This window comes from Dorea ammoniilytica, from assembly GCF_025567415.1.
Classification (GTDB): Bacteria; Bacillota; Clostridia; order Lachnospirales; family Lachnospiraceae; genus Claveliimonas; species Claveliimonas ammoniilytica.
Genome location: NZ_JAOQJV010000008.1, coordinates 89,836 through 112,908, shown reverse-complemented (window position 1 = coordinate 112,908; position 23,073 = coordinate 89,836). Strand labels below are relative to the sequence as shown.

The 23,073-nt window shown below is 41.5% G+C and carries 19 protein-coding genes and 7 tRNA genes; 24 read left to right on the top strand and 2 right to left on the bottom strand.

Annotated features, from left to right (window positions below; genetic code table 11):
* Positions 1-129 precede the first annotated feature (129 nt).
* From OCV65_RS08065 to hydE, 20 genes are all read left to right on the top strand, one after another.
* Positions 130-203 (top strand) — tRNA-Asp (locus tag OCV65_RS08065).
* Positions 204-209: 6 nt separating this feature from the next.
* Positions 210-282 (top strand) — tRNA-Val (locus OCV65_RS08060).
* A gap of 3 nt (positions 283-285) precedes the next feature.
* Positions 286-367: transfer RNA gene (locus OCV65_RS08055), tRNA-Tyr, on the top strand.
* An 18-nt stretch (positions 368-385) separates the two neighbouring features.
* Positions 386-458, top strand: a tRNA-Thr gene (locus OCV65_RS08050).
* 26 nt (positions 459-484) lie between these two features.
* Positions 485-558: transfer RNA gene (locus tag OCV65_RS08045), tRNA-Met, on the top strand.
* A 4-nt stretch (positions 559-562) separates the two neighbouring features.
* Positions 563-635 (top strand) — tRNA-Phe (locus OCV65_RS08040).
* A 32-nt stretch (positions 636-667) separates the two neighbouring features.
* Positions 668-740: transfer RNA gene (locus tag OCV65_RS08035), tRNA-Lys, on the top strand.
* Between the two features lie 131 nt (positions 741-871).
* Complete coding sequence (locus tag OCV65_RS08030; protein WP_262581625.1) at positions 872-2,842, top strand: acyltransferase family protein; 1,971 nt, start codon at positions 872-874, stop codon at positions 2,840-2,842.
* A gap of 72 nt (positions 2,843-2,914) precedes the next feature.
* On the top strand, positions 2,915-4,060 hold the full coding sequence (locus OCV65_RS08025; RefSeq protein WP_262581624.1) for an AI-2E family transporter: 1,146 nt from the start codon (positions 2,915-2,917) through the stop codon (positions 4,058-4,060).
* A gap of 115 nt (positions 4,061-4,175) precedes the next feature.
* A complete protein-coding gene (locus OCV65_RS08020) occupies positions 4,176-4,763 on the top strand; it encodes a nucleoside recognition domain-containing protein (protein ID WP_262581623.1) in 588 nt (195 codons plus the stop codon).
* Between the two features lies 1 nt (position 4,764).
* On the top strand, positions 4,765-5,289 hold the full coding sequence (locus tag OCV65_RS08015) for a spore maturation protein (RefSeq protein WP_118384275.1): 525 nt from the start codon (positions 4,765-4,767) through the stop codon (positions 5,287-5,289).
* A 142-nt stretch (positions 5,290-5,431) separates the two neighbouring features.
* Positions 5,432-6,019 (top strand): HD domain-containing protein, encoded by a 588-nt coding sequence (locus tag OCV65_RS08010; protein ID WP_118384274.1) that lies wholly within the window; start codon positions 5,432-5,434, stop codon positions 6,017-6,019.
* 32 nt (positions 6,020-6,051) lie between these two features.
* Positions 6,052-7,074, top strand: a complete 1,023-nt coding sequence (locus OCV65_RS08005) for a DUF2804 domain-containing protein (RefSeq protein ID WP_262581622.1) — start codon at positions 6,052-6,054, stop codon at positions 7,072-7,074.
* 50 nt (positions 7,075-7,124) lie between these two features.
* A complete protein-coding gene (locus tag OCV65_RS08000) occupies positions 7,125-7,400 on the top strand; it encodes an acylphosphatase (RefSeq protein WP_118384271.1) in 276 nt (91 codons plus the stop codon).
* A 52-nt stretch (positions 7,401-7,452) separates the two neighbouring features.
* The gene (locus OCV65_RS07995) at positions 7,453-7,929 is read left to right on the top strand and encodes an HD domain-containing protein (RefSeq protein WP_118452275.1); all 477 of its coding nucleotides are present in this window, start codon (positions 7,453-7,455) and stop codon (positions 7,927-7,929) included.
* 94 nt (positions 7,930-8,023) lie between these two features.
* On the top strand, positions 8,024-9,670 hold the full coding sequence (locus OCV65_RS07990) for a SulP family inorganic anion transporter (protein ID WP_262581620.1): 1,647 nt from the start codon (positions 8,024-8,026) through the stop codon (positions 9,668-9,670).
* A gap of 594 nt (positions 9,671-10,264) precedes the next feature.
* Positions 10,265-11,047 carry a Uma2 family endonuclease gene (locus OCV65_RS07985; protein ID WP_262581619.1) on the top strand — a complete coding sequence of 261 codons (783 nt, stop codon included), beginning with the start codon at positions 10,265-10,267 and terminating at the stop codon, positions 11,045-11,047.
* Between the two features lie 128 nt (positions 11,048-11,175).
* Positions 11,176-11,877: an HAD family hydrolase gene (locus OCV65_RS07980; protein ID WP_262581618.1), complete on the top strand. Its 702-nt coding sequence runs from the start codon at positions 11,176-11,178 to the stop codon at positions 11,875-11,877.
* On the top strand, positions 11,874-13,109 hold the full coding sequence (locus OCV65_RS07975; RefSeq protein ID WP_262581617.1) for an MFS transporter: 1,236 nt from the start codon (positions 11,874-11,876) through the stop codon (positions 13,107-13,109). Before OCV65_RS07980 ends, OCV65_RS07975 begins: the two co-directional genes overlap by 4 nt.
* Before the next feature lie 457 nt (positions 13,110-13,566).
* Positions 13,567-14,607, top strand: coding sequence for a [FeFe] hydrogenase H-cluster radical SAM maturase HydE (gene hydE / locus OCV65_RS07970; protein WP_262581616.1), 1,041 nt, complete (start codon positions 13,567-13,569; stop codon positions 14,605-14,607).
* Positions 14,608-14,727: 120 nt separating this feature from the next.
* On the opposite strand, the gene OCV65_RS07965 is transcribed toward hydE, so the two are convergent.
* Together OCV65_RS07965 and OCV65_RS07960 are read right to left on the bottom strand one after the other, a co-directional pair.
* The gene (locus tag OCV65_RS07965) at positions 14,728-14,892 is read right to left on the bottom strand and encodes a hypothetical protein (protein WP_262581615.1); all 165 of its coding nucleotides are present in this window, start codon (positions 14,890-14,892) and stop codon (positions 14,728-14,730) included.
* Positions 14,893-15,231: 339 nt separating this feature from the next.
* Complete coding sequence (locus tag OCV65_RS07960) at positions 15,232-16,989, bottom strand: DUF885 domain-containing protein (RefSeq protein WP_262581614.1); 1,758 nt, start codon at positions 16,987-16,989, stop codon at positions 15,232-15,234.
* Between the two features lie 227 nt (positions 16,990-17,216).
* Between OCV65_RS07960 and OCV65_RS07955 the strand changes: the two genes are divergently transcribed.
* The 4 genes from OCV65_RS07955 (at position 17,217) to rsmA (ending at position 23,003) form a co-directional block, all read left to right on the top strand.
* Positions 17,217-18,737 carry an alanine/glycine:cation symporter family protein gene (locus tag OCV65_RS07955; protein ID WP_158574286.1) on the top strand — a complete coding sequence of 507 codons (1,521 nt, stop codon included), beginning with the start codon at positions 17,217-17,219 and terminating at the stop codon, positions 18,735-18,737.
* 444 nt (positions 18,738-19,181) lie between these two features.
* Positions 19,182-21,101: a methionine--tRNA ligase gene (gene metG / locus OCV65_RS07950; RefSeq protein WP_262581613.1), complete on the top strand. Its 1,920-nt coding sequence runs from the start codon at positions 19,182-19,184 to the stop codon at positions 21,099-21,101.
* A 20-nt stretch (positions 21,102-21,121) separates the two neighbouring features.
* Positions 21,122-21,886 carry a TatD family hydrolase gene (locus OCV65_RS07945; RefSeq protein WP_262581612.1) on the top strand — a complete coding sequence of 255 codons (765 nt, stop codon included), beginning with the start codon at positions 21,122-21,124 and terminating at the stop codon, positions 21,884-21,886.
* Between the two features lie 238 nt (positions 21,887-22,124).
* Positions 22,125-23,003: a 16S rRNA (adenine(1518)-N(6)/adenine(1519)-N(6))-dimethyltransferase RsmA gene (gene rsmA, locus OCV65_RS07940; RefSeq protein WP_262581611.1), complete on the top strand. Its 879-nt coding sequence runs from the start codon at positions 22,125-22,127 to the stop codon at positions 23,001-23,003.
* Positions 23,004-23,073 lie beyond the last annotated feature (70 nt).

The window sequence follows — 23,073 nt, the reverse complement described above, 5'->3', positions numbered from 1 at the left end:
GGAAGTGTGGTAACACATGTAGCTGACTGATACTAATCGGTCGAGGGCATAACCAAGACGGAGATAGGTAAGAAGATGTAGAGTTTCTTGTATGCAGTTTTGAAGGTACATATCACTAAATATGAATATGGCCCAGTGGCTCAGTTGGTTAGAGCGCCGCCCTGTCACGGCGGAGGTCGAGAGTTCGAGTCTCTTCTGGGTCGTTTTATGGGATCTTAGCTCAGCTGGGAGAGCATCTGCCTTACAAGCAGAGGGTCACAGGTTCGAGCCCTGTAGGTCCCATATGGATGGGTTCCCGAGTGGCCAAAGGGGGCAGACTGTAAATCTGTTGCAAGTTGCTTCGGTGGTTCGAATCCACCTCCATCCATTAGCCGAAAGGCGTTGCGCCGATGTGGCTCAATTGGCAGAGCAGCTGATTTGTAATCAGCAGGTTATCGGTTCGAGTCCGATCATCGGCTTGAGCGTAAGCTCAGTAATTTAATAACGCGGGGTGGAGCAGTCTGGTAGCTCGTCGGGCTCATAACCCGAAGGTCGTAGGTTCAAATCCTGCCCCCGCAATTTTGCCCAGATAGCTCAGTTGGTAGAGCAGAGGACTGAAAATCCTCGTGTCACTGGTTCGATTCCGGTTCTGGGCATTTTATTTTGCTTAAGTTTGTAAATTGAATAAGGGCGTGTAGCTCAGGTGGTAGAGCACTTGACTTTTAATCAAGTTGTCCGGGGTTCGAATCCCCGCACGCTCATGAGGGATGAGAGAGGCGTAGATTAATATATTCGATAGAGTTTACGCCTTTTTTTCATTGCAAATTTAAAGTATGTTATAATAAATTTAATGAGAGTTTATAAGTAAAAAAATACTAAAGAGGAATAAGGAATGGAAAATAAAACTAAATATATTAAAGGTTTAGATGGATTACGTGCATTAGCTGTAGTTATGGTATTAGCGTATCATTTGAAAAGTCCGTTTGCCAAAAGTGGATTATTAGGTGTAACGGTATTCTTCGTATTATCAGGTTTTTTGATAACGAGAATATTAATTACAGAGATTGAGGAAACACATACAATTGATCTGAAGAATTTCTGGGTTAGAAGAATCCGTAGATTAATTCCGGCAGTCTTGTCAATGGCAGTAGTAATTATATTCGTAAGTGCAGTAGTTAACAGAGTCGTTTTTACAAAAGGATGTAAAGATTTTGTTGCTTCTGTTCTTGGATTCAATAACTGGTGGCAGATATTTAATAAGGTATCTTATTTTGAAGCAGCAGGAGCACCGTCTCCATTTACGCATTGTTGGTCACTCGCAATAGAGACACAGTTTTATTTGATTTATCCTATATTACTTTTGCTACTCTCCAGAGTGTTTAGAAAAAGAAAAAAAAGAGGTAAAGTATTTGCTAGTTTATCAGCGCTATTAGCGGTTGTGTCAATGATTTTGATGGCTGTATTGTATAATCCGAATGGAGATCCTAGCCGGGTTTACTATGGAACAGATACAAGAGCATTTGCACTTCTGATTGGAGCATTAGCTGCTATTCAGCTGGAATATCGCATTATTAAAGTAAGACTACCAAGAAAGATATGGGCATTAATAGGAAGCATATCATTGGTTATTCTTACATGTATGATGATATTTATTAGTTCCTACAGCAGCTTCTTATATTATGGAGGTCAGGCAATTGTATCTTTACTTGCAGCATTTGTTGTGTATGCAGTAACTGTGAGCAAAAGTATGCTAAACAAGATTCTTGGTCATAATGCATTGAAATGGATAGGAGATCGTTCTTATAGTATATACTTGTGGCATTATCCAATTATTATTTTGATCAGCGGCGGTAAGAAGTCTGCCTGGTGGATTATGCTGATTGAGATTGTGTTGAGTGTTGTTTTGGCAGAAATATCTTATCGGTTTATTGAGACACCTATCCGTCATGGAATTATCGGTGAATATATTAATATTATCAATAGTAAGCCGACTAATAAAAGAGAACGTAAAAGACAGATACAGGTCGCAAGAAGAAGTATGAAAGTAATGTCATTGGCTACGGTAGTTGGTGCAGCTTTAATCTTGTGTATGATATTTGTACCAAAGAAGTCGACTCTTGATGCCGTAGCCGAAAGAGAGAAGAAGGCAAATGAAGTTAATGAATTAACCAAGCAGAAACTGGAGGAACAGAAGAAGGCATCAAAAGATAAAGATACAGAAGATTCAAAGAGTGAGATGACGGATGAGGAATTGCTTGACAGTTTGAATATTCTCTTAATTGGTGATTCTATTAATGTAAATGTTGCTGATTACTATTATAAAGTACTTCCGAACAGTATCAGTGATACTCAAATAGGAAGGTCTACATTGACAGGATGTGATGTATATCAGTATTATGTTGATAGCAATGGCTGGGATGGAGATGGAGTAATCTTTGCATTAGGTACAAATGGTCCAATGTATGATACACTTGCGACAATGAGAGAAAAAGCTGGTGATAAACCACTTTTCCTGACTACGATACATGCTCCTACCGAAGATTATGAGAGTGAAAATAATCAGGAAATAAGAGATTTTGTAGAAAATAATGATAATACATATTTGATAGACTGGTATACAGCAAGTCTTGATCATCCTGAATATTTTGAACCGGATGATATGCATTTAGTTCCGACAGGAGCAGAAGCATATGCTAATTGTATTAAAGAATCTGTGCTGAGTGCTTTCAGAGAAAGAGAAGAAAGTTCAGATAAGGGCGACAGTAAAGATAGTTCAAATAAAAAGAAATCTGACGACAACTCAACAGATGAAAAATCCAGCTCCAGCAAAAATTCTATGAAATCTGAAGATAATGAAGAATAATTAAGAATGATATCGGCAAGAATATAACTGTTATGTAATAGTTACTCTTGCCGATATTTTTTGGAGGATTTTATGAATTTGGAAAAGGATATTGTCCGGGAAATTAAAAAGTTAATTGTATTTACAGCGATAATATTCTTATGTATATGGAAATATGAAGTCGTATTTCAGAGTATTCATTGGATACTTGATGTGATCACGCCATTTCTTATAGGGGGAGCGATTGCATTTATAATAGGCATTCCTGTAAGTTACATAGAGAAAAAATTATTAAAGAAGAAAAGAAAATGGATAGAAAAATCTGCAAGATTCATTAGTATAGTGATTGTGATTACATGTGTGTTGGTTGCTATTAATATATTTTTACTTCTTCTGTTACCGGAACTGGGAAGTGCAATATTGCATTTGGAAGATAGTATGCGGTTTTTCTTGAGTGGAGTGGAGAAGAAGAGCAAAGCTTTTTTTGATGGAAATGAGGAAATATTACGTTATATTGACAAAATGGAATTTGATTGGAATAGACTGACTAAGATTGGAATCGAGATGCTTGGCGATAGAACAGGTCAGATAATTGGATCAGCGGCAGAGGTGATTCATAGAATTGCTCAAGGCATTACAACATTTTTTATTGCATTTGTGTTCGGATGTTATATCTTATGGCAGAGAGAAAGACTGTCTATACAAGGAAAAAAGGTACTGTATGCATTGATTCCGGAAGGAAAAGCAGATGCTGTGATTGAAGTTCTGGAGCTGAGTGGGCATACATTTGCAGGATTCCTTACCGGACAATGTATGGAAGCATTGATACTTGGCTGCATGTTTGGAGTCGCATTGTTTGTATTTCAAATACCATATGCGTTATTGATCAGTGTAGTAATAGCAGTCACAGCATTAGTTCCGGTATTTGGTGCATTTGCGGGATGTGCAATAGGGATGATATTGATATTTATTGAGAGTCCGTCAAAAGTGCTTTTGTTTTTAATTATTTTTCTGGTCTTACAGCAAATTGAAGGAAACTTTATTTATCCGAAAGTAGTAGGTAATTCGGTCGGATTACCTTCTATATGGGTACTGGTTGCTGTAACAACTGGAGGACGATTAATGGGTATAATTGGAATGTTAATATTTATTCCGATTGCTTCTGTGAGTTATGCACTTTTTCGGGAGGTGATATATTTATTACTTAAAAAGAGAGATGTAGATATAGAAAAAATATAAAAGTATTAAAGTTGCGAGATACTATTACTTTACAATGTCGGTTAATGTGCTCGGAATTGGTATAATCGGCTTTGACGGACATATATATGAAGCAATGAACAAAACTGGTGATGAGATGCTGAATATATTATGGTCGGGCATGATTATAGCCGGAATATTGTACAGTGTGGTTACCGGAAATGTATCTGATATTTCCAATGCTGCACTTGATTCATCAAAGGAGGCTGTTACTCTATGCATTACGATGCTTGGAGTAATGGCCTTTTGGTGTGGACTGATGCAGATTGCAGAAGACGCCGGACTGGTAGAAAAAATGTCCGGGAAAATGCAACCGGTGATACATTTTCTGTTTCCGCAGTTACCGAAAAATCATCCGGCCAATAAATATATTACGACTAATATTATTGCCAATATACTGGGACTTGGATGGGCAGCTACACCGGCGGGACTTCAGGCAATGGAGGAACTGGCGAAGCTCGAAGAGAGCAGAAGGAGCCTGAAAGGCATTGCAAGTAATGAAATGTGTAACTTCCTGATCTTAAATATTTCATCACTTCAGTTGATACCGGTAAATGTAATTGCATATAGAAGCCAGTATGGAAGTGTGAATCCGGCATCGATTGTAGGGGCGGGGATTATTGCTACCAGTATCAGCACTTTGGTGGGGATTGTTTATTTTAAAATTATGGACAGGAAGCGGTAATATGAGACTTTTTTTATTTTGTTCAGATATGATTATTCCGGTTATTATTCTGGGAATTGTGTGCTATGGAGTGACCCAACATGTGGATGTATATGAAAGCTTTATTAAGGGTGCAAACAGCGGATTTCAGACCGTAATAAAAATCATGCCGACAATGCTGGCTCTGATGATAGCGGTAGGCATTCTGAGGGCGTCAGGACTTCTGGAAACGATAGGTATGTGGATTGGAAGTATGACGGATCATATTGGATTTCCTGGGGAATTAGTACCGCTTACGGTGGTGAAGATGTTCTCATCATCAGCGGCAACAGGTCTGTTACTGGATTTGTATAAAGAGTATGGAACAGATTCAAGAATTGGACTTATTGCATCCATCAGTATGGCGTGTACGGAGACGATATTTTATACGATGAGCGTGTATTTTATGACTGCAAAAGTAAGAAAAAGCAGGTATACACTACCGGGAGCATTGATTGCTACATTTGCCGGAATTGCAGCCAGTGTGGTGCTTGCCGGGATGTTTTAAGAGAAATGAAGAAGAAAAGTTCGCAGACCGCGTCGTAATTTTATCCGGCAGAATGGGTTGCACCAACCGTCTGAAAAGGGTACAATCTGCAGTATAAGAACCTGTATAAAATATGGGAAAATACAGAAAGAGGGTGTCCAAAATGGACAGAATGAAACAACAGATTGCTTTTTTAATGGAGATTGATAAAGTGAAAAATATCTTCCGACAGACGTATCTTGCAGATGGAAAGAGAAAGGAGAATGATGCAGAGCATTCCTGGCATCTGGCAATTGCTGCATTTCTTCTGAAAGAATATGTGGCAGAGGATGTGGATGTGATGAAAGTTATGATCATGGTACTGATCCATGATCTGGTAGAAATCGATGCGGGTGATACGTATGCATACGATGCAGAGGGCGCAAAGACTAAACGTGCGAGAGAAGTGGCAGCAGCGGACCGGATCTTTGGTATGCTTCCGGAAGATCAGGGTGGTTATTTCAGAGAACTGTGGGATGAGTTTGAAGCATATGAAAGTGATGATGCCAAGTTTGCGCATTTGCTTGATAATTTCCAGCCTCTGCTTTTGAATCATGAGAGCAATGGGAAGAGTTGGACAGAGCATCATGTAAAGAAATCTCAGATTTATAAAAGAAACGAAAAAATTAAAGAGACCTCTCCAGAAGTCTGGGAATGGATGAAGCAAATTGTGGAAGAACATATTGCGCTGGGACATGTTATTGATGAATAATATGATGATATAAATTGGAAAGGGTGAGTTAGATGAGAAACCATGAAGTGGTTACAAAGCAGCCGTTACTTAAAGAAGATGGATCGCTTAGAGAGCCTGGCTGGTCAAAAAGTCTGGTGCAGACATATGACCGTAAACAGATCAAAGCTCCCCGTATGAGGATCAAGGAATGGGATTATTATCTGGTACTAAATGAAGACTTTGCGGGTGCATTTACCTTGTCAGATGACGGATATATTGGTCTGCAGTCCGTGTCTTTGCTGAATTTTAAAGAAGGATGGGAACATACAGAGACGATTCTCAATGCATTTCCAATGGGGAAAATGCAGATGCCTTCGGATTCCAGGCATGGCGACATAGTCTATCGGGACAAGCGTTTGCATATGGAATATACGCTGGAAGAAGGACAGAGACGTATCCGATGTAAATTCGATAATTTCTATCAGGGTAAGACCTTCCGTTGTGATATTACGCTAGTTCAGCCTAAGATGGATACAATGGTAATTGCGACACCATGGAAGGAAAAGAAAACAGCATTTTATTATAATCAGAAGATCAATTGTATGCCGGCAAAAGGTAAGATGGAATATGATGGAAAAATATATCGATTTGATCCGAGTACTGATTTTGGAACTTTGGATTGGGGACGCGGTGTATGGACTTATGATAATCGCTGGTACTGGGGTTCCGGCAATCAGATGATAGATGGAAAGCCATTTGGTTTTAATATCGGATATGGATTTGGAGACACTACAGCAGCATCGGAAAATATGCTTTTTTATGATGGAAAATGTCACAAACTGGACGATGTAACATTCCATATTCCGGATGGAGATTATATGAAACCGTGGAAGTTTACATCCAGTGATGGTAGATTCGAGATGAATTTTGAACCGGTTCTTGACCGTGCGGCGAGGACAAATGCACTGATTATAGAATCGGATCAGCATCAGGTATTTGGACGCATGAATGGTAAAGCAGTGTTGGATGATGGTACTGTGATCGAAGTCAAAGACATGATGTGTTTTGCAGAAGATGTGCATAACCGTTATTAAATCGACTGAAAATGATGATAAGTATACAGTAAAAAAGAAAAGGGGTACTGATGGGAGAAATACGAAAAAGAATCACATTTCACGGAAGGGTACAGGGCGTAGGGTTCCGCTATACGGCCAGGCTGGCAGCAGGATCTCTTGGTCTTACCGGATGGGCGAAGAATGAGTATGATGGCACAGTTACTATGGAAGTGCAGGGAAGCGAGGGAATGATCAACAAACTGCTTGTGAGGCTAAATACTGATCATTTTATCCGGATTGAATGGATGGACAGTGAGGAGATACCGATTCGGGAAGATGAAAAAGGATTTCAGATCAAATATTAGAAAAAGTATTAGAGATAATACTGATTAAATGATCCAGGGGGAGTGGATAAAGATGGATCAAAAAGAGTTTAGAGAGTTCTATCGAACAATCCAGGATGTGGCAGAGCATCCTGTTGTACTTCGGATGAAGAAGTATCCGCATCATGGCGATACCTCTTGCTATAAGCATTGTATGCGGGTAGCATATTTTAATTATATTATCTGCAAGAAATTACATCTGGATGCAAAATCGGCGGCAAGAGCCGGGATGCTGCATGATCTGTTCTTATATGACTGGCATACGCATGCCAGAGAGACCGGTGAGCGATTGCATGGATTTACCCATGCTGAGAAGGCATATAAGAATGCAGGAAAGATATTCCGTCTGAACCGTGTGGAGCGAGATGTGATCCGAAATCATATGTGGCCGGTGACACTCAGGAGTGTGCCAAGGACAAGAGAAGGGTGGATGATCGTACTGACGGATAAGTACAGTGGTTTGTTAGAAACGTTGGATCGGAGAAAGAAAAATAAGAAAAATTGTATATAAAGGAGAACATGATTCATTTTAGTTTCATCCTATGTTATACTTTGAAGATTGTTGTAGTTTAAAAGTATGAGAAAAAGAGAGGAAACACTTACAAATGAATTCATTGAAACCAATGTTGCTGACTTCGCTGAAAACATATGACCGGGGTCAGTTTGTAAAAGATGTGACGGCGGGAATCATCGTTGCAATTATTGCACTTCCGTTGTCTATTGCGTTGGCACTTGCATCCGGAGTAGGACCGGAGGCCGGAATTTTTACTGCTATTGTAGCGGGATTTGTTATTTCCGTACTTGGCGGAAGCAGTGTGCAGATTGCAGGACCGACGGCTGCATTCGCAACGATTGTTGCAGGTATTGTGGCGAAAGATGGATTAGACGGACTTGTGATATCAACCATTCTGGCAGGTGTCTTTCTGATTCTGATGGGAATCTGTCATTTTGGAAGCTTGATTAAATTTATCCCATATACAATCACGACAGGATTTACTTCGGGAATTGCTGTTACGATTGTTATCGGTCAGTTGAAAGATTTCTTTGGTGTTGTTTATCCGGATGGCGTAAAGCCGATTGAGACTACCGAGAAGCTGAAAACATTTGTAGAAAATATCGCAACAATTAATACAGATGCGGTAATTGTAGGAGTAGTGAGTCTGATAATTCTAATCATTTCACCGATGATATTTAAGAAAATTCCGGGATCGCTTTTAGCGGTTATTGCAGGAATCTTAATGGTAAAATGTCTGCCGCTTCAGGTGGCAACAATCGGTAATCTTTATACGATCAGTAATGCACTGCCATCATTCCATCTACCGGCAGTAAACCTGCAGATTGTACAGAATGCGTTGCCAAATGCATTTACGATAGCGGTTCTTGCGGCGATTGAATCGCTTTTGTCCTGTGTAGTAGCGGATGGAATGATTAATGGAAAGCATCGTTCTGATATGGAGCTTGTGGCACAGGGAGCCGGTAATATCGCATCTGCATTATTTGGCGGAATTCCGGCTACGGGAGCAATTGCAAGAACAGCAGCGAATATCAAAAACGGTGGGCGAACACCGATTGCCGGAATGGTACATTCAATTACACTGGTCATTGTACTGGTGGTGCTGATGCCATTTGCGGGAATGATTCCGATGCCGACGATTGCAGCAATTCTTTTTATTGTTGCCTATAATATGTGTCAGTGGCGAACATTTGTCCATCTGATCAAGACAGCTCCGAAGAGTGATATTATCGTATTGATCAGTACGTTTGTATTGACTGTGATTTTTGATCTGGTAGTTGCGATTGAGATTGGTATGGTGCTTGCTTGTCTGCTGTTTATCAAACGAATGAGCGAAGAAACGCATGCCGAAAGCTGGACATACGTAGATGATGACACGCAGGATGTGGCTGAACAGCTTCGAAAACTTCCGTTACAGATCCGTGTTTATGAGATTACGGGACCATTATTCTTCGGTGCGGCTGATGCAATTGAGCATATCGTGGTAAAAGATTTTACTACTTGTCTGGTACTTCGTATGAGAAGTGTTCCGGCAATTGACAGTACGGCAATGAATGCGTTGCAGGATCTGATCTGCGTATGTGAATCGAAGGGAATTACAGTGGTGTTCTCACATGTAAATGAGCAGCCAATGAAAGTAATGCAGAAATCAGGCTTTGTAGAAGTCGTGGGTGAAGAGAATTTCTGCCCGAACATATCGGCGGCACTGAAACGAGCGGAAGAGATTATAGAAAATTAGGATACATTAAAACAGCGAAAACCCGCTAACCATAGGGCTAACGGGTTTCGTTTTTTTAAAAGTTACTAAAGGAATGAGAGTAAAGCATAACACTGTTAAATACTGATTACAGTGTACTACTTTGTGAGGTTAGATAGTTGTCTGTCCTCAACTATCTGACGTTAAGTATAATGAGAAAATGTGACAGAAGTGTGTTCAGTTTGTGAAAGAAATAGAAACTTTCTATTCAAATAGTTCAAATTTTAAAAATGAAAAATCCCTCGCAGTGGCTGGCTGCGAGGGATTTTCGGTTACTATAGTTATCTAAAAGGAATGAGAGTAAAGTGCAACACTGTATGGTCTGGTACAGTGTTCAACTTCTATGAGGGTGATAGTTAACTGTTCTTTAACTATCTGTTTTACAGTATAGAGAAGAAATATGACAGGAGTATGTTATTTCTCTAAAAGAATCGGAAAATTTCTTAAGAAGTTCTTGCGAAAATAAAAAGGTGATTTAATAGATATATCGAAATATCTACCGTAGATAAAATAATAAGCAATAACTATTGACATAATTAATTTACAGAAATAAAATAGATACAAGGAGGGAACGGTATGGATATTAAGGAACTGAATGAAAAGAGATTATTAAAGAAGATGTCTTATGAAGATATTGCAGAATTTACCGGTATAAAACAAGAGGATGTGAAGGCAATATTATTGGAACAAACGAAAGAGTATTCCTACGAGGGATTACTGGCAATGGAACAGGCTATTTTATCAGGAGATCGAATGCCGTTTGCTTATAATGCAATTGAACACAGACCTGTGATGATCCGGGAGGAGCCTTATCGATATTATGCAAGAGAATATACGGAGGAAGATTGGAAACGTATATCGGAGCATACCAGAGCGGAACTGATTCATGGTAGATTATATATGATGGGACAGCCTAGTCGCATGCATCAGTGGATTGTTTCAGAACTTATGTATTTGATAAAAGATTATATCAGAAAGCATAAAGGAAAATGTAAGGTATATAGTGCACCTTTTGGTGTGCGGTTATTTCAGGATGATTCTGTAATTGTGGAACCAGATATTTCTATGATATGCAGAGAAGATATTTTGACGGATAAAGGATGTGAAGGCGCACCGGATTGGGTAATAGAGGTTGTATCTGTGAGCAATTCAAGTTATGATTATAACACGAAACTTGAACAGTATCAGAAAGCAGGAGTAAGAGAGTGCTGGATCATAGATCCATTTCGTCGCACTGTATTGATGTGGCTTCGGGATTGCTCGGAGAAAAGTGGCTATTATAGTTACGATAAGAAGGTGGAGGCTTGGTGTCTAGATGGATTCCACGTGCGGATGGCTGAGATAGAAGAGACATTTTGATGACAGATTATAGAGACATATGAACCATTCGACTGTATTTTAGCAGGAGGTGGAGAAGTATTATCCGGAGTATAAGAAATGCAGGAAAGCATTACAGATGTATCAGCTGGTAAGAGGAGAAAAGGATAATGAAAGCAATAGTATTTGATGTGGATGACACAATATATGACCAACAGGTGGTATTTGACCAGGCTTGCAGGGATGTATTTGGAGAATTAAAAGGTGTGTCGTTGGTAGATTTATTTAAGGCGAACCGTTATTATAGTGATGAGAGTTTTGATGCCATGGGGCGGGGTGAAATGACAAAAGAAGAAATGTACATTTACCGTATTAAGCGTGCCATGGAGGAGTTTCATTTACCGATTACGGATGAGCAGGCGGTAAGATATCAGGAACGCTATGTATACTATGGTAGCCAGATTACGGTATCGGATCAGATGCGGCAGATATTGGAATATTGTGGTGAGCGGATGAAGCTTGGCGTTATTACCAATGGACCGTCGGCGCATCAGTGGAGAAAGATAAAGACGCTGAATCTGGAACGATGGGTGAATCCAGAGTATATATTTGTATCCGGTGATGTGGGCGTCAACAAACCAGAACGCGGAATCTTTGAACATGCAATGAAAAAGATGGGGATGCAGAATCCGGAGGATATTGTATATGTAGGGGATTCTTATGAAAAGGATATTTTGGGAGCAACCGGCGCAGGCTGGAATGCTATCTGGTTAGAGCGGAGAGGACGTGAAGTGCCAGAGGATATTCCAGAACACACGTCGATTGCCAGAAGTGAAGAAGATTTATTTCAATTAATCAGGAAAATGTCATGAATATCAATATCATATCACAATACAAAGGTCTGAGAAGAGAGAATTACATATTATGTTTTGGCCGTTTGGTTACGGCGATGGGCGCGATGGTCCGACCGATGCTGACGATGATACTGAGTCAGAAGCTTGGTATGAATGCGGTGCAGGTCGCATGGGTAACAGCGCTTATGGGGATTTTATCGATTCCGGCGAATTTGGTCGGAGGTAAAATGGCAGACCGTTTCAGTAAGAAAATGAATATCGTCTATCTGGATATTGTATCGGTGGTCTGTTATATTATCTGCGGCTTGATACCGCTTAGCGGTAAATCCATTGTGCTGATGTTTATCGCATCTACCTGTCAGAATATGGAGAATCCTTCATATAATTCGCTGACGGCAGATATTACGCTGACGGAGGATCGAGAGAGAGGATATTCGTTGCAGTATCTGATGGGCAACCTGGGAGGCGTTATGGCTTCGGCAGTTGCAGGATTTATGTTCCGTAATTATCTGTGGCTGGCGTTTCTACTCAGTGGAATATCCATTGGGATTTCATCAGTTTTGATTTTTCTATTTGTGCAGAATATTACACCAGTAAAAGACATTAGCCAGAAGGCGGTCTATCAGGCAAATCGCCATGGAGAGAGTCTGTGGACGATCCTGCGGGAAAACAGGCTGATTCTGTTGTATATCCTGACAGCCAGCGGTTACGGCGCAATGTATCAGATGTATAATTATCTGGTGCCAATGGATCTTGTGCGGCTGCATGGAGATACCGGAGCAGTGATCTATGGAACAGTTACCAGTGTGAACTGCATTATCGTGGTTATATTTACACCGATATTTACCAAGTTATTACATAGATTTTCAGAGCCTGTTAAGACGATGTATGGATATCTGATGATGCTGTTTGGATATGGAATTTTTCTTGTATTTGCCGGTCATATATCGTTTTATTATGTGGCAATGATCGTGATGACGTGGGGCGAGGTATCTAATATGCTGGCAGAGAGTCCGTATCTGACCAGACGTATGCCAGCCAGCCACAGAGGGCGTGTGCATGGTCTGATGGAAGTGACAAGGATTGGTGTAATGAGTGGATATCAGATGTTGATCGGAGTGATCTATAAGAATTCTACGCCGACATTTACCTGGATCATAGTGCTTATGACAGGCGCATTGTTCCTGGGATTAACAGGGATTCTGGCGGCAAAGGATAAGAGAAGATATAAGAATTTGTATCGAGTCTAATTATATAACGTAAAACCCCTTCACAGTGGCTGGCTGTGAAGGGGTTTCTTGTCGTTATAGTTATCTAAAAGGAATGAGAGTAAAGTGTGCACTGTAATCGGTCTACAGTGTTAACTTTATGAGGGAGATAGTTGTTGGTCTTTCAACTATCTGTCTTATAGTATATAGATGAAATATGACAGAAATATGTTCTTTATCTAAAAGAAAAAGAAAATTTCTTAAGAAGTTCTTGCGAAAACATAAATAAAACCTTGTTTTGTCATATTTCAATACTGTTTCGGTTTGGAAATCATCTAATTACTGAATCCGGACATACTCTGGTACAGGATCACATTCCAGGTACAGTCATTCTGATCATTATCGGACATGTGTTTAGTCTATCCAAAAAATCCCAAAAATGTGATGAGAATATGATTGATGTTTGACCATTTTCTGAATGATGTATAGAATAGATAATATGAATATTGCAGAAAAATTTATCAACACACATGAATTGACAAAGGAAGAATATGTAGAATTGATCCGGCTGGCAGAGTCAGATGTGCAGGTCCGAGAGCAGCTAAAGGAGGAAGCAGTTCGGCTTCAAAAAAAATATTATGGCACAGATGTTTATACCCGTGGATTGATTGAATTTACCAATTATTGCAGGAATAACTGCTATTATTGCGGAATTAGAAATGGTAACAGAAATGCACAGCGCTATCGTTTGACGAAAGAGGAGATACTTGACTGCTGTGCCAATGGATATGAACTGGGATTTCGGACATTTGTGCTGCAGGGCGGCGAGGATCCGTATTATACAGATGAAAAACTGGCGGAGATTGTCCGGGAGATACGGGTGTTGTATCCGGAGTGTGCGATCACATTGTCTGTAGGAGAACATTCGAAAGAAACATACCGATTGTGGAAAGAAGCGGGAGCGGACAGATACCTGCTTCGACATGAGACAGCGAGTGATGAACTGTATCAGAAGCTTCATCCGGCAGAAATGAAATTATCGGAACGCAAACAATGTCTTTATGATCTGAAAGAACTTGGATATCAGGTGGGCGCCGGATTTATGGTAGGTGCACCGGGGCAACAGATTTCAGATCTGGCAGAGGATCTGGTTTTCTTAAAAGAACTGGAGCCTCATATGGTAGGGATCGGACCATTTATTCCGCATCACGACACCAGATATGCAGAAGAAAAAGCCGGAAGTGTAGAGCGGACGTTACTATTATTATCCATTATCCGGATATTGCTTCCGGGAGTATTGCTTCCTGCGACAACGGCACTGGGGACAATGGATCCGCTGGGACGTGAAAAAGGATTGCAGGCGGGAGCAAATGTTGTAATGCCGAATCTGTCTCCGGTGAAGAACCGAAAGCAGTATGAACTGTATGACAATAAGATTTGTACGGGTGAAGAGGCTGCGGAATGTAGAGGATGTCTGTCCAGAAGAGTAGCAAGTGTCGGTTATCAGCTGGTCAGCGACCGCGGAGATTCACGGATGTAATGCGTGGAAATATTGGATAGAGTAAAGAAGAAGTATAGTTCCAATATACGGTAAGATATGTTATATTAAAAATGTCGGGGGAGTGGCGGCAGGTCCACCCTCCCCTTGATGTCCCTTAATTTAGAATTTTATTTTTTCATTAATTTTAGCAATCTGTTGATCTGCTTTTTTCAAAATCTTTTCGTTATTTGTTTCCAAAGCCAGTTCTCGAACTTCCTGCCAGTCTTCCAGCTCGTCGAGAAGCATACCTTTGTATTGTTCGTTAGTCATACCCATTTCTTCCATAATAACTCCTTTCTTCGCCTGCCTCGAATATTAGCCTTTATGTAAGCTAATGATATTCTGTGATGTTGAGGTGAAAGCCCCGATTATGATGCCTGCAGATTGTTTCGTGCTCTGCACTCCCACAATCCTCCCAATCATTCGCATATCGTGGGATTACCATCCCACTTTTATGCGAATATTGGGGCGGGGCTCAAGGTCTTTCATCCACTTATGAGCAAGCTCATGTGGATTTAGACTTTTTGCCCCTGGCATCATTATATAGAGCAACAATAAAGTATCATATATAATTAATATAACACACATTACGAAAACTTGCCATGAAAAGATAAAAAATATATTTTAATTATCAAATACATTTGTTCTGAGGAGATAAAATGGCATCGGACCAGCATCTAATACCGCTTTATGGAAGCGAATCTGTGAGAAATCATCTCCCCATTTTTTCATTGCTTCTTTTTTCAGTTCCATAAATTCAACGTAACCAATATAATACTTGAGATAGTTTGCCGGATCTGCGGTGATCAGATCGTAGATCTTTGAGATGGTCGCCGCATCCTGAATACTGTAATCACGGAAGAATGAGATGGTATCTTTGCGATTCCAACCGTCGTAATGAATGCCGATATCTGCAAGAGCATAGAGACCGAGCAGAACGGAAGCATTGTGTTGGCGCAGGGATGCTTCGTCTTTTGGCAAACCGGAAAAGTAATAACTTATCATTTCTGTGTAAGTTGCCCAACCTTCGGTATAGCCGCCACAGTCTAAGAGACTGCGTATCGGCTCGGGATCTGTGGATGCATAATAGACATGCTGATACAGATGACCGGGAAATCCTTCGTGTGCCAGTGTCGTAAATAGAGTCAGATCGTCCGGCAGATGGAGCGAGTTGATGTAAATGGTCTGCCCTTCGGTGTTATCGATAGCGGGAACCATGTAGAATGCCGGACTCACATATTCAGCCACGTCAGCTTGAACGTATTTTACCTGCGTATTCACAGCTTCGATGGATGGGAAGAATCGTTCAGTTTTCTGTTGGAGATCGTTTAGGATGGCAGCAGGGTTTGAGTCCTGTAAGGTGAATGCATCTAATGTGGTATCGCTTAAATTGGATGAATCTGTTCTGGAAGCGTATTCAGGCGAAGTGAGAACGGTCTGCATGGCGATGAGATCCGACTGGATCTGTGTCATGGTCAGTTCTTTCAATTCATCTATGGAACGATCAGAGCCGGTTTCACATTTGACCAGATGCTGGTAATAATTTTTACCGTCCGGAAGGCGGCATAGTCCACCGGAACTGCCACTTTTGGATTTTAATGTTTCCAATGCAGTAATCAGATTCTGATAAGCGGGAAATACATATTCTTTGAGTGCGGATTCATTCTGTGCAATATAAGCTTTTTTTGTATCAGTAGAACAGCCAGAGAGATTATTGATGCGATCTTCAAAGGAAGAGTAAAGATAATTACTGCTTCCCATATTAAGAAAGGTATTACATTCTTTGATCACGGAATCGGCTGTGGAGGATGCCATGAACAGACCGGCATCCGCTTTGGACGTTTCAAAACCGGTTAGAGAATCGAAGTGTTCCGGGAGTGTTTTCAGCAGGGCAAGATATGTATCCACATCTGTGGTATCAGCAAATTGATATTCAGATAATAAAATAGGAAGCTGTGTCTGAATCCCTGTAAGAGGGCTGATGGGTTCTTCGCATAACAGATATGGAATTCCGGACAGAGTGTTGGAGAAGGAATCCTCTAAAAGTTTCCAGATGGTCTGATTGGAAGGAGAGAGTTCGGCATAAGGGATGTCTTTCAGTTGGGCAAGATTATTTTCGGCAGCAGTACTGATATCAGAGGAAGAAACGGAATAATTTCCGAAAGAAATGATGGGATTGCTTATTCCGTAGTTGTCCGGGTTCTGCAGTGTATAGTGAAGGGTAATACTGTTGCTGTTTACCTCTTCCTGAAAGAGAGCATCGGTAAAGGCGTCGAATGTTGTATCCGCATCGGCATATATCCGGCAGCTTAACAGACAGCACACGGTCAATGCAGAGACAGCCAGAATCAGAAGAGCAATGAGAGAACGTTTTTTAGACATAAAGAGTATCCTGATCGTTTTTGTCTATAGATATGCAGGAGACAGCAGGTCTCATGCATATGGAGAAAATACAGAAATTCAGCGGTTTATGCGGATGAGCAATAAATTTGCTTTAAATCTAAATTGCATCAATTATAGATTACTGCTATAATTGAAAAAGAGTGCGCTCGGTATTTGGGTGTATGATAAATACAAATGATAGAAAAGGAATGAATGGGGTAGAAAATATGGAATTATTTGTAAAAGTAATGAATACCGTGAATGACATTGTATGGCATCCGGTTATGTGTGTATTCCTGATGATCGCTGCGGTATGGTTTACCGTCCGGTTGAAGGGAATGCAGGTTCGCAGAGTAAAGGATATGGCAAAATGTCTGCTCGAGAAAGGTGATAATAAACAAGATAAAGCACTGTCACCATTCCAGGCATTTGCAACAACTGTAGGAGGACGTATCGGAACCGGTAATATTGCGGGTACAGCAACTGCTATTTTTATGGGGGGTCCGGGAGCCGTTTTCTGGATGTGGATCACAGCGATTCTCGGTGCATCTACTGGTATGGTAGAGTGTATCCTTGGTCAGGCATACAAGACGAGAAACTTAGGAGAGCTGACCGGAGGACCGGCGTTCTATATGTCTAAGGGAATTAAGAATAAGACACTTGGTAAGATTCTTGCCGTGTTATTCTGTATCGCTGTATTTATCGGACCTGGCTTCCTGCTTCCGGCTATGCAGACACAGACAGCAGCCACTGCCGTAAAGGGAGCATTTGGAATTCCATTTGTAGTAGTAGGAATCGGAATGGTAATTATCGTTGGTGTCGTAACTATGGGTGGTATCAAGCGAATCGGACAGGTAGCAGAGTTCCTTGCACCGATCATGTGCGGCATTTATCTGTTAGTTATGGTCATTATTATGATCGTGAATGCGGAAAGAATTCCATCCGTATTTGGTTCTATTTTTGCAAGTGCATTTGGTAAAGATGCGGTATTTGGCGGAATCGTAGGATCAGCGCTGTCATGGGGAATTAAGAGAGGATTCTTCTCTAACGATGCCGGTAATGGTATGAGTCCGCTGATCTCTGCGACGACAGATACATCCCATCCTGTAAAACAGGGATTGGTTCAGGGATTTTCCGTATATGTGGATACACTTCTGGTATGTACCTGTACAGGATTGTCGGTACTTCTTGCGGGTACTTATAATGTAGCTGCGGATGGTGTTGGTGATGTGCTGTTAGTAGAGCATGCGAAAGGTATTCAGTATGGTATCGCATTTATGCAGGAAGCAATGGCAACGACGATCGGACAGGCAGGAGCTATGCTGCTTGCGGTAATCTTGTTTATCTTTATTTTCACAACAATGCTGTCATATTCTTATCAGTTAGAGTCAACATGTAAGTACTTATTTGGTGAAAATAAATGGGTTGTTACATTTGTACGTATTCTGTTCCTAATATTCTGTATGTTTGGTATTCTGATTGATGGAGATACGATCTGGCCAATGGGTGATATCGGTGTAGGATGTATGCTGTGGGTAAATACATTCAGTATCCTGCTTCTGACACCGGTACTGATGCGTATCGTGAAGGATTATGAGAAGCAGAGAGCACAGGGACTGAATCCGCTGTTTGACCCGGCAACGGTCGGAATTGAGGATGAAGCCGGTGTATGGAATCAGTATGTAGAAGAAAAGAAGAAGCGTGGAGATTATGAGAATCCGGCGCTCGGATATGAGAAGAAAAACTAGAGTGTGTTTCCGGCTGAAAATAAGCCGTTATGCGAAATCGCGCATCTTGACTTTCAGAAGCATATGTGTTACGATTTTTGTTAGATTAGACAAACGCAATGACGAAGAGAGTACGCAGAAGGAAGTTCTACAGAGAAGTCCCATAAGGCTGAGAGGGATGGATGGAAGACTGCGGAAGATGGCTTCTGAGTGGTGTAGATGAACTGGAATGGCATTTGTTGGAGAGATGATGCCAGATAATACAGTAAATCTGCAATGGGTGCGCCCGTTACAGCGTCATGGTGTGATGCACCAGTTGAGACTCCTGCTGTGAGGCTGTGAGTGAAGAGAAGTGGTAACACGATAGATATCGTCTTCTTTGATCTGAAAGGATCAGAGAAGGCGTTTTTCTTTTGTAACATTACGTTTGTTCAAACATTTTAAAATGGGTTAGGAGAGAGAATTATGTGTGAAAAATGTAGTAAACCAAAGTTTTATATGACTACAGCGATTGCGTATACTTCAGGAAAGCCGCATATCGGTAATACTTACGAGATCGTGCTGGCTGATGCAATTGCACGATATAAGAGAAAACAGGGATATGATGTGTTTTTCCAGACAGGTACTGACGAACATGGTCAGAAGATTGAACTGAAGGCAGAAGAAGCCGGTGTAACACCTAAGGAATTTGTAGATGACGTGTCTGGTCAGATTAAAGAAATCTGGGATCTGATGAATACATCTTATGACAAATTTATCCGTACGACAGATCCGGATCATGAGAAACAGGTACAGAAGATCTTTAAGAAACTGTATGATCAGGGAGACATTTACAAAGGATCTTATGAAGGTATGTATTGTACTCCATGTGAGTCTTTCTGGACAGAGTCTCAGTTAGTAGACGGTAAATGCCCGGACTGCGGACGTGAGGTTCAGCCTGCACAGGAAGAGGCATATTTCTTCAAAATGAGTAAGTATGCAGATCGTCTGATCGAGCATATCAATACACATCCGGAATTTATTCAGCCGGTATCCAGAAAGAATGAGATGATGAACAACTTCCTGCTTCCGGGACTGCAGGATCTGTGTGTATCCAGAACTTCTTTCAAATGGGGAATCCCGGTAGACTTTGATGACAAGCATGTCGTATACGTATGGCTGGATGCGCTGACCAACTACATTACCGGAATTGGATATGATGCAGATGGCAACAGCAGTGAAATGTACAAGAAGAACTGGCCGGCAGACCTGCATCTGATCGGTAAAGATATTATCCGTTTCCATACCATTTACTGGCCAATCTTCCTGATGGCACTGGGTGAGCCATTACCGAAACAGGTATTTGGACATCCATGGCTGCTGCAGGGTGATGGTAAGATGAGTAAATCTAAGGGAAATGTGCTGTATGCAGATGAACTGGTAGATTTCTTTGGCGTGGATGCTGTACGTTACTTCGTGCTGCATGAGATGCCATTTGAAAATGATGGTGTGATTTCATGGGAGCTGATGGTAGAGCGTCTGAATTCAGACCTTGCCAATACACTGGGTAACCTGGTAAATCGTACCATTTCCATGACGAACAAATACTTTGGTGGAAGCGTGACAGATAAGGGTGTCGCAGAAGATGTAGATGCTGATCTGAAGGCTGTTGTAGAGAATACGCCGAAAGCTGTTGAAGCTAAGATGGATGAACTGCGTGTGGCAGATGCGATCACAGAGATCTTTACACTGTTCAAACGCTGCAACAAATATATTGATGAGACGATGCCATGGGCACTGGCAAAAGACGAAGCTGCAAAGGATCGTCTGGAGACAGTACTGTATAATCTGATCGAGAGCATCAAGGCCGGTGCAAGAGAGCTGGAGCCATATATGCCTGAGACATCTGAGAAGATCCTGGCACAGCTTGGCGACGGTAAAGTAACCGAGAAGCCTGAGATTCTGTTCCAGAGACTGGATCTTGAAGAGGTTATGAAGAAAGTCGAAGAGCTTCATCCGCCGGTACAGGAAGAGCCAGAGCAGAAGGAAGAGGAAGATGTGATCGATATCGAAGCAAAACCGGAGATCACATTTGACGACTTTGGCAAAATGCAGTTCCAGGTAGGCGAGATCATTGCCTGTGAGGAAGTGAAGAAGTCTAAGAAGCTGCTGTGTTCACAGGTGAAGATCGGAAGCCAGGTAAAACAGATCGTATCTGGTATTAAGAAACAGTACAGTGCAGAAGAGATGGTAGGTAAGAAGGTTATGGTTCTTGTGAACCTGAAGCCAGCGAAGCTTGCCGGAGTACTGTCTGAGGGTATGCTGCTGTGTGCAGAGGACGCAGACGGTAACCTGTCATTGATGACACCTGAGAAAAATATGCCTGCAGGAGCAGAAATCTGCTAATAGGAATATCTGGAGGAAATATGATATTTGACACGCATGCGCATTATGACAGTGAACAGTTTGATGAAGACCGTGAGATCCTGCTTGCTTCTATGAAAGAAGCAGGCGTGGGTATGATCGTCAATGTGGCAGCATCCTATGAATCCTGCTTTGAGGTGACGAAACTGGCGCAGAAGTATGCATTTATGTATGCGGCAGTCGGCGTACATCCGGATGAAGTAGGCGACCTGAATGAAGAAACATTTGCCCGTATGAAAGAACAGTTCAAGCTGGATAAGGTAGTGGCTGTCGGTGAGATTGGTCTGGATTACTACTGGGACAATGAGCCACATGAGGTACAGAAGAAATGGTTCATCCGTCAGCTTGATCTGGCAAGAGAGCTTGATCTTCCGGTGATGATCCACAGCCGTTCGGCGGCAGCAGATACCATGGAGATCATGAAAGAACATGGTCAGGGACTGAGGGGTATTATCCACTGTTATTCGTATTCGCTGGAAATGGCAAAAGAGTATGTGAAAATGGGCTATCACATCGGTATCGGCGGTGTGGTGACATTCAAGAATGGCAAGAAGCTGAAAGAAGTTGCTGAGGCAATTCCGCTGGAGTCCATTGTGCTGGAAACGGACTGTCCGTATATGGCTCCGGAACCATTTCGCGGTAAGCGGAATAACTCTTCTTACATCCGATATGTGGCAGAGGAGATCAGCAGACTGAAAGGGATTACGGCAGAAGAAGTGATCCGTCAGACGGAAGAGAATGCGAAAAAGCTGTTATTAAATGAATAAGAATGTAGATAAAGAAAGGGAGATATTACATGAGCGGTATCTCCCTTTTGTGTAATCTTTTATATGTTACATTGTGAAAACATGAATCCAAAATTGAAATAACTATTTACATATGTTATACTTTAAGTCTGGATAAACTGAAAACCAGGTTACAAAAAATTCATTGATATTTCATTTTTTATTTGTTTCTATTGAAGACCTTTTCATGTATAATAATCAGTAAACTAAGGAGGACAACATGACGGAACCTACACTTGGCAACCCGCAGAATACGATTGAGATTCTGAAGAAATATAATTTTACATTTCAGAAGAAGTTCGGACAGAACTTTCTGATTGATACGCATGTGCTGGACAAGATCATCGCGGCGGCAGAGATTACGAAGGATGATTTTGTATTGGAGATCGGACCCGGTATCGGTACGATGACGCAGTATCTGGCGCAGGCAGCAGGCAAGGTGGCAGCGGTGGAGATTGACAAAGCATTGATTCCGATTCTGGGTGACACATTGTCTGCATATGATAATGTTATGATCATTAATGAGGATGTGCTGAAAGTGGACATCCAGAAACTGGTAGAAGAGGAAAATGGTGGCCGACCGGTAAAAGTGGTGGCGAATCTTCCGTATTATATCACTACACCAATTATCATGGGATTATTCGAGAAGCATGTGCCGATCGAGAGTATTACCGTTATGGTACAGAAGGAAGTGGCAGACCGCATGCAGGTAGGACCGGGCACGAAGGACTACGGCGCATTGTCGCTGGCGGTGCAGTATTATGCGAGTCCATATATTGTGGCAAATGTTCCGCCGAACTGTTTTATGCCGAGACCGAAGGTGGGATCTGCAGTAATCCGTCTGACAACGTATGACAAACCGCCGGTGGAAGTGGACGATGAGAAGCTGATGTTTCGCATTATACGTGCATCTTTTAATCAGCGCCGCAAGACACTGGCGAATGGACTTAAGAATGCGGCGGACCTGGATATTCCAAAGGAACTGATCGCAGAGAGTATTGAGTCATTGGGACATGGACCATCAGTACGAGGTGAGGCACTCACGTTGGAAGAATTTGCGGCACTAAGCAATTACATCAGCAGAGGACTTCGGGATTAAGAGATATCTGCAATAGGTTTGAGATAATTTAGTAACAGAACAATAGAGTAAACCGGGAAAGGAAGGGACA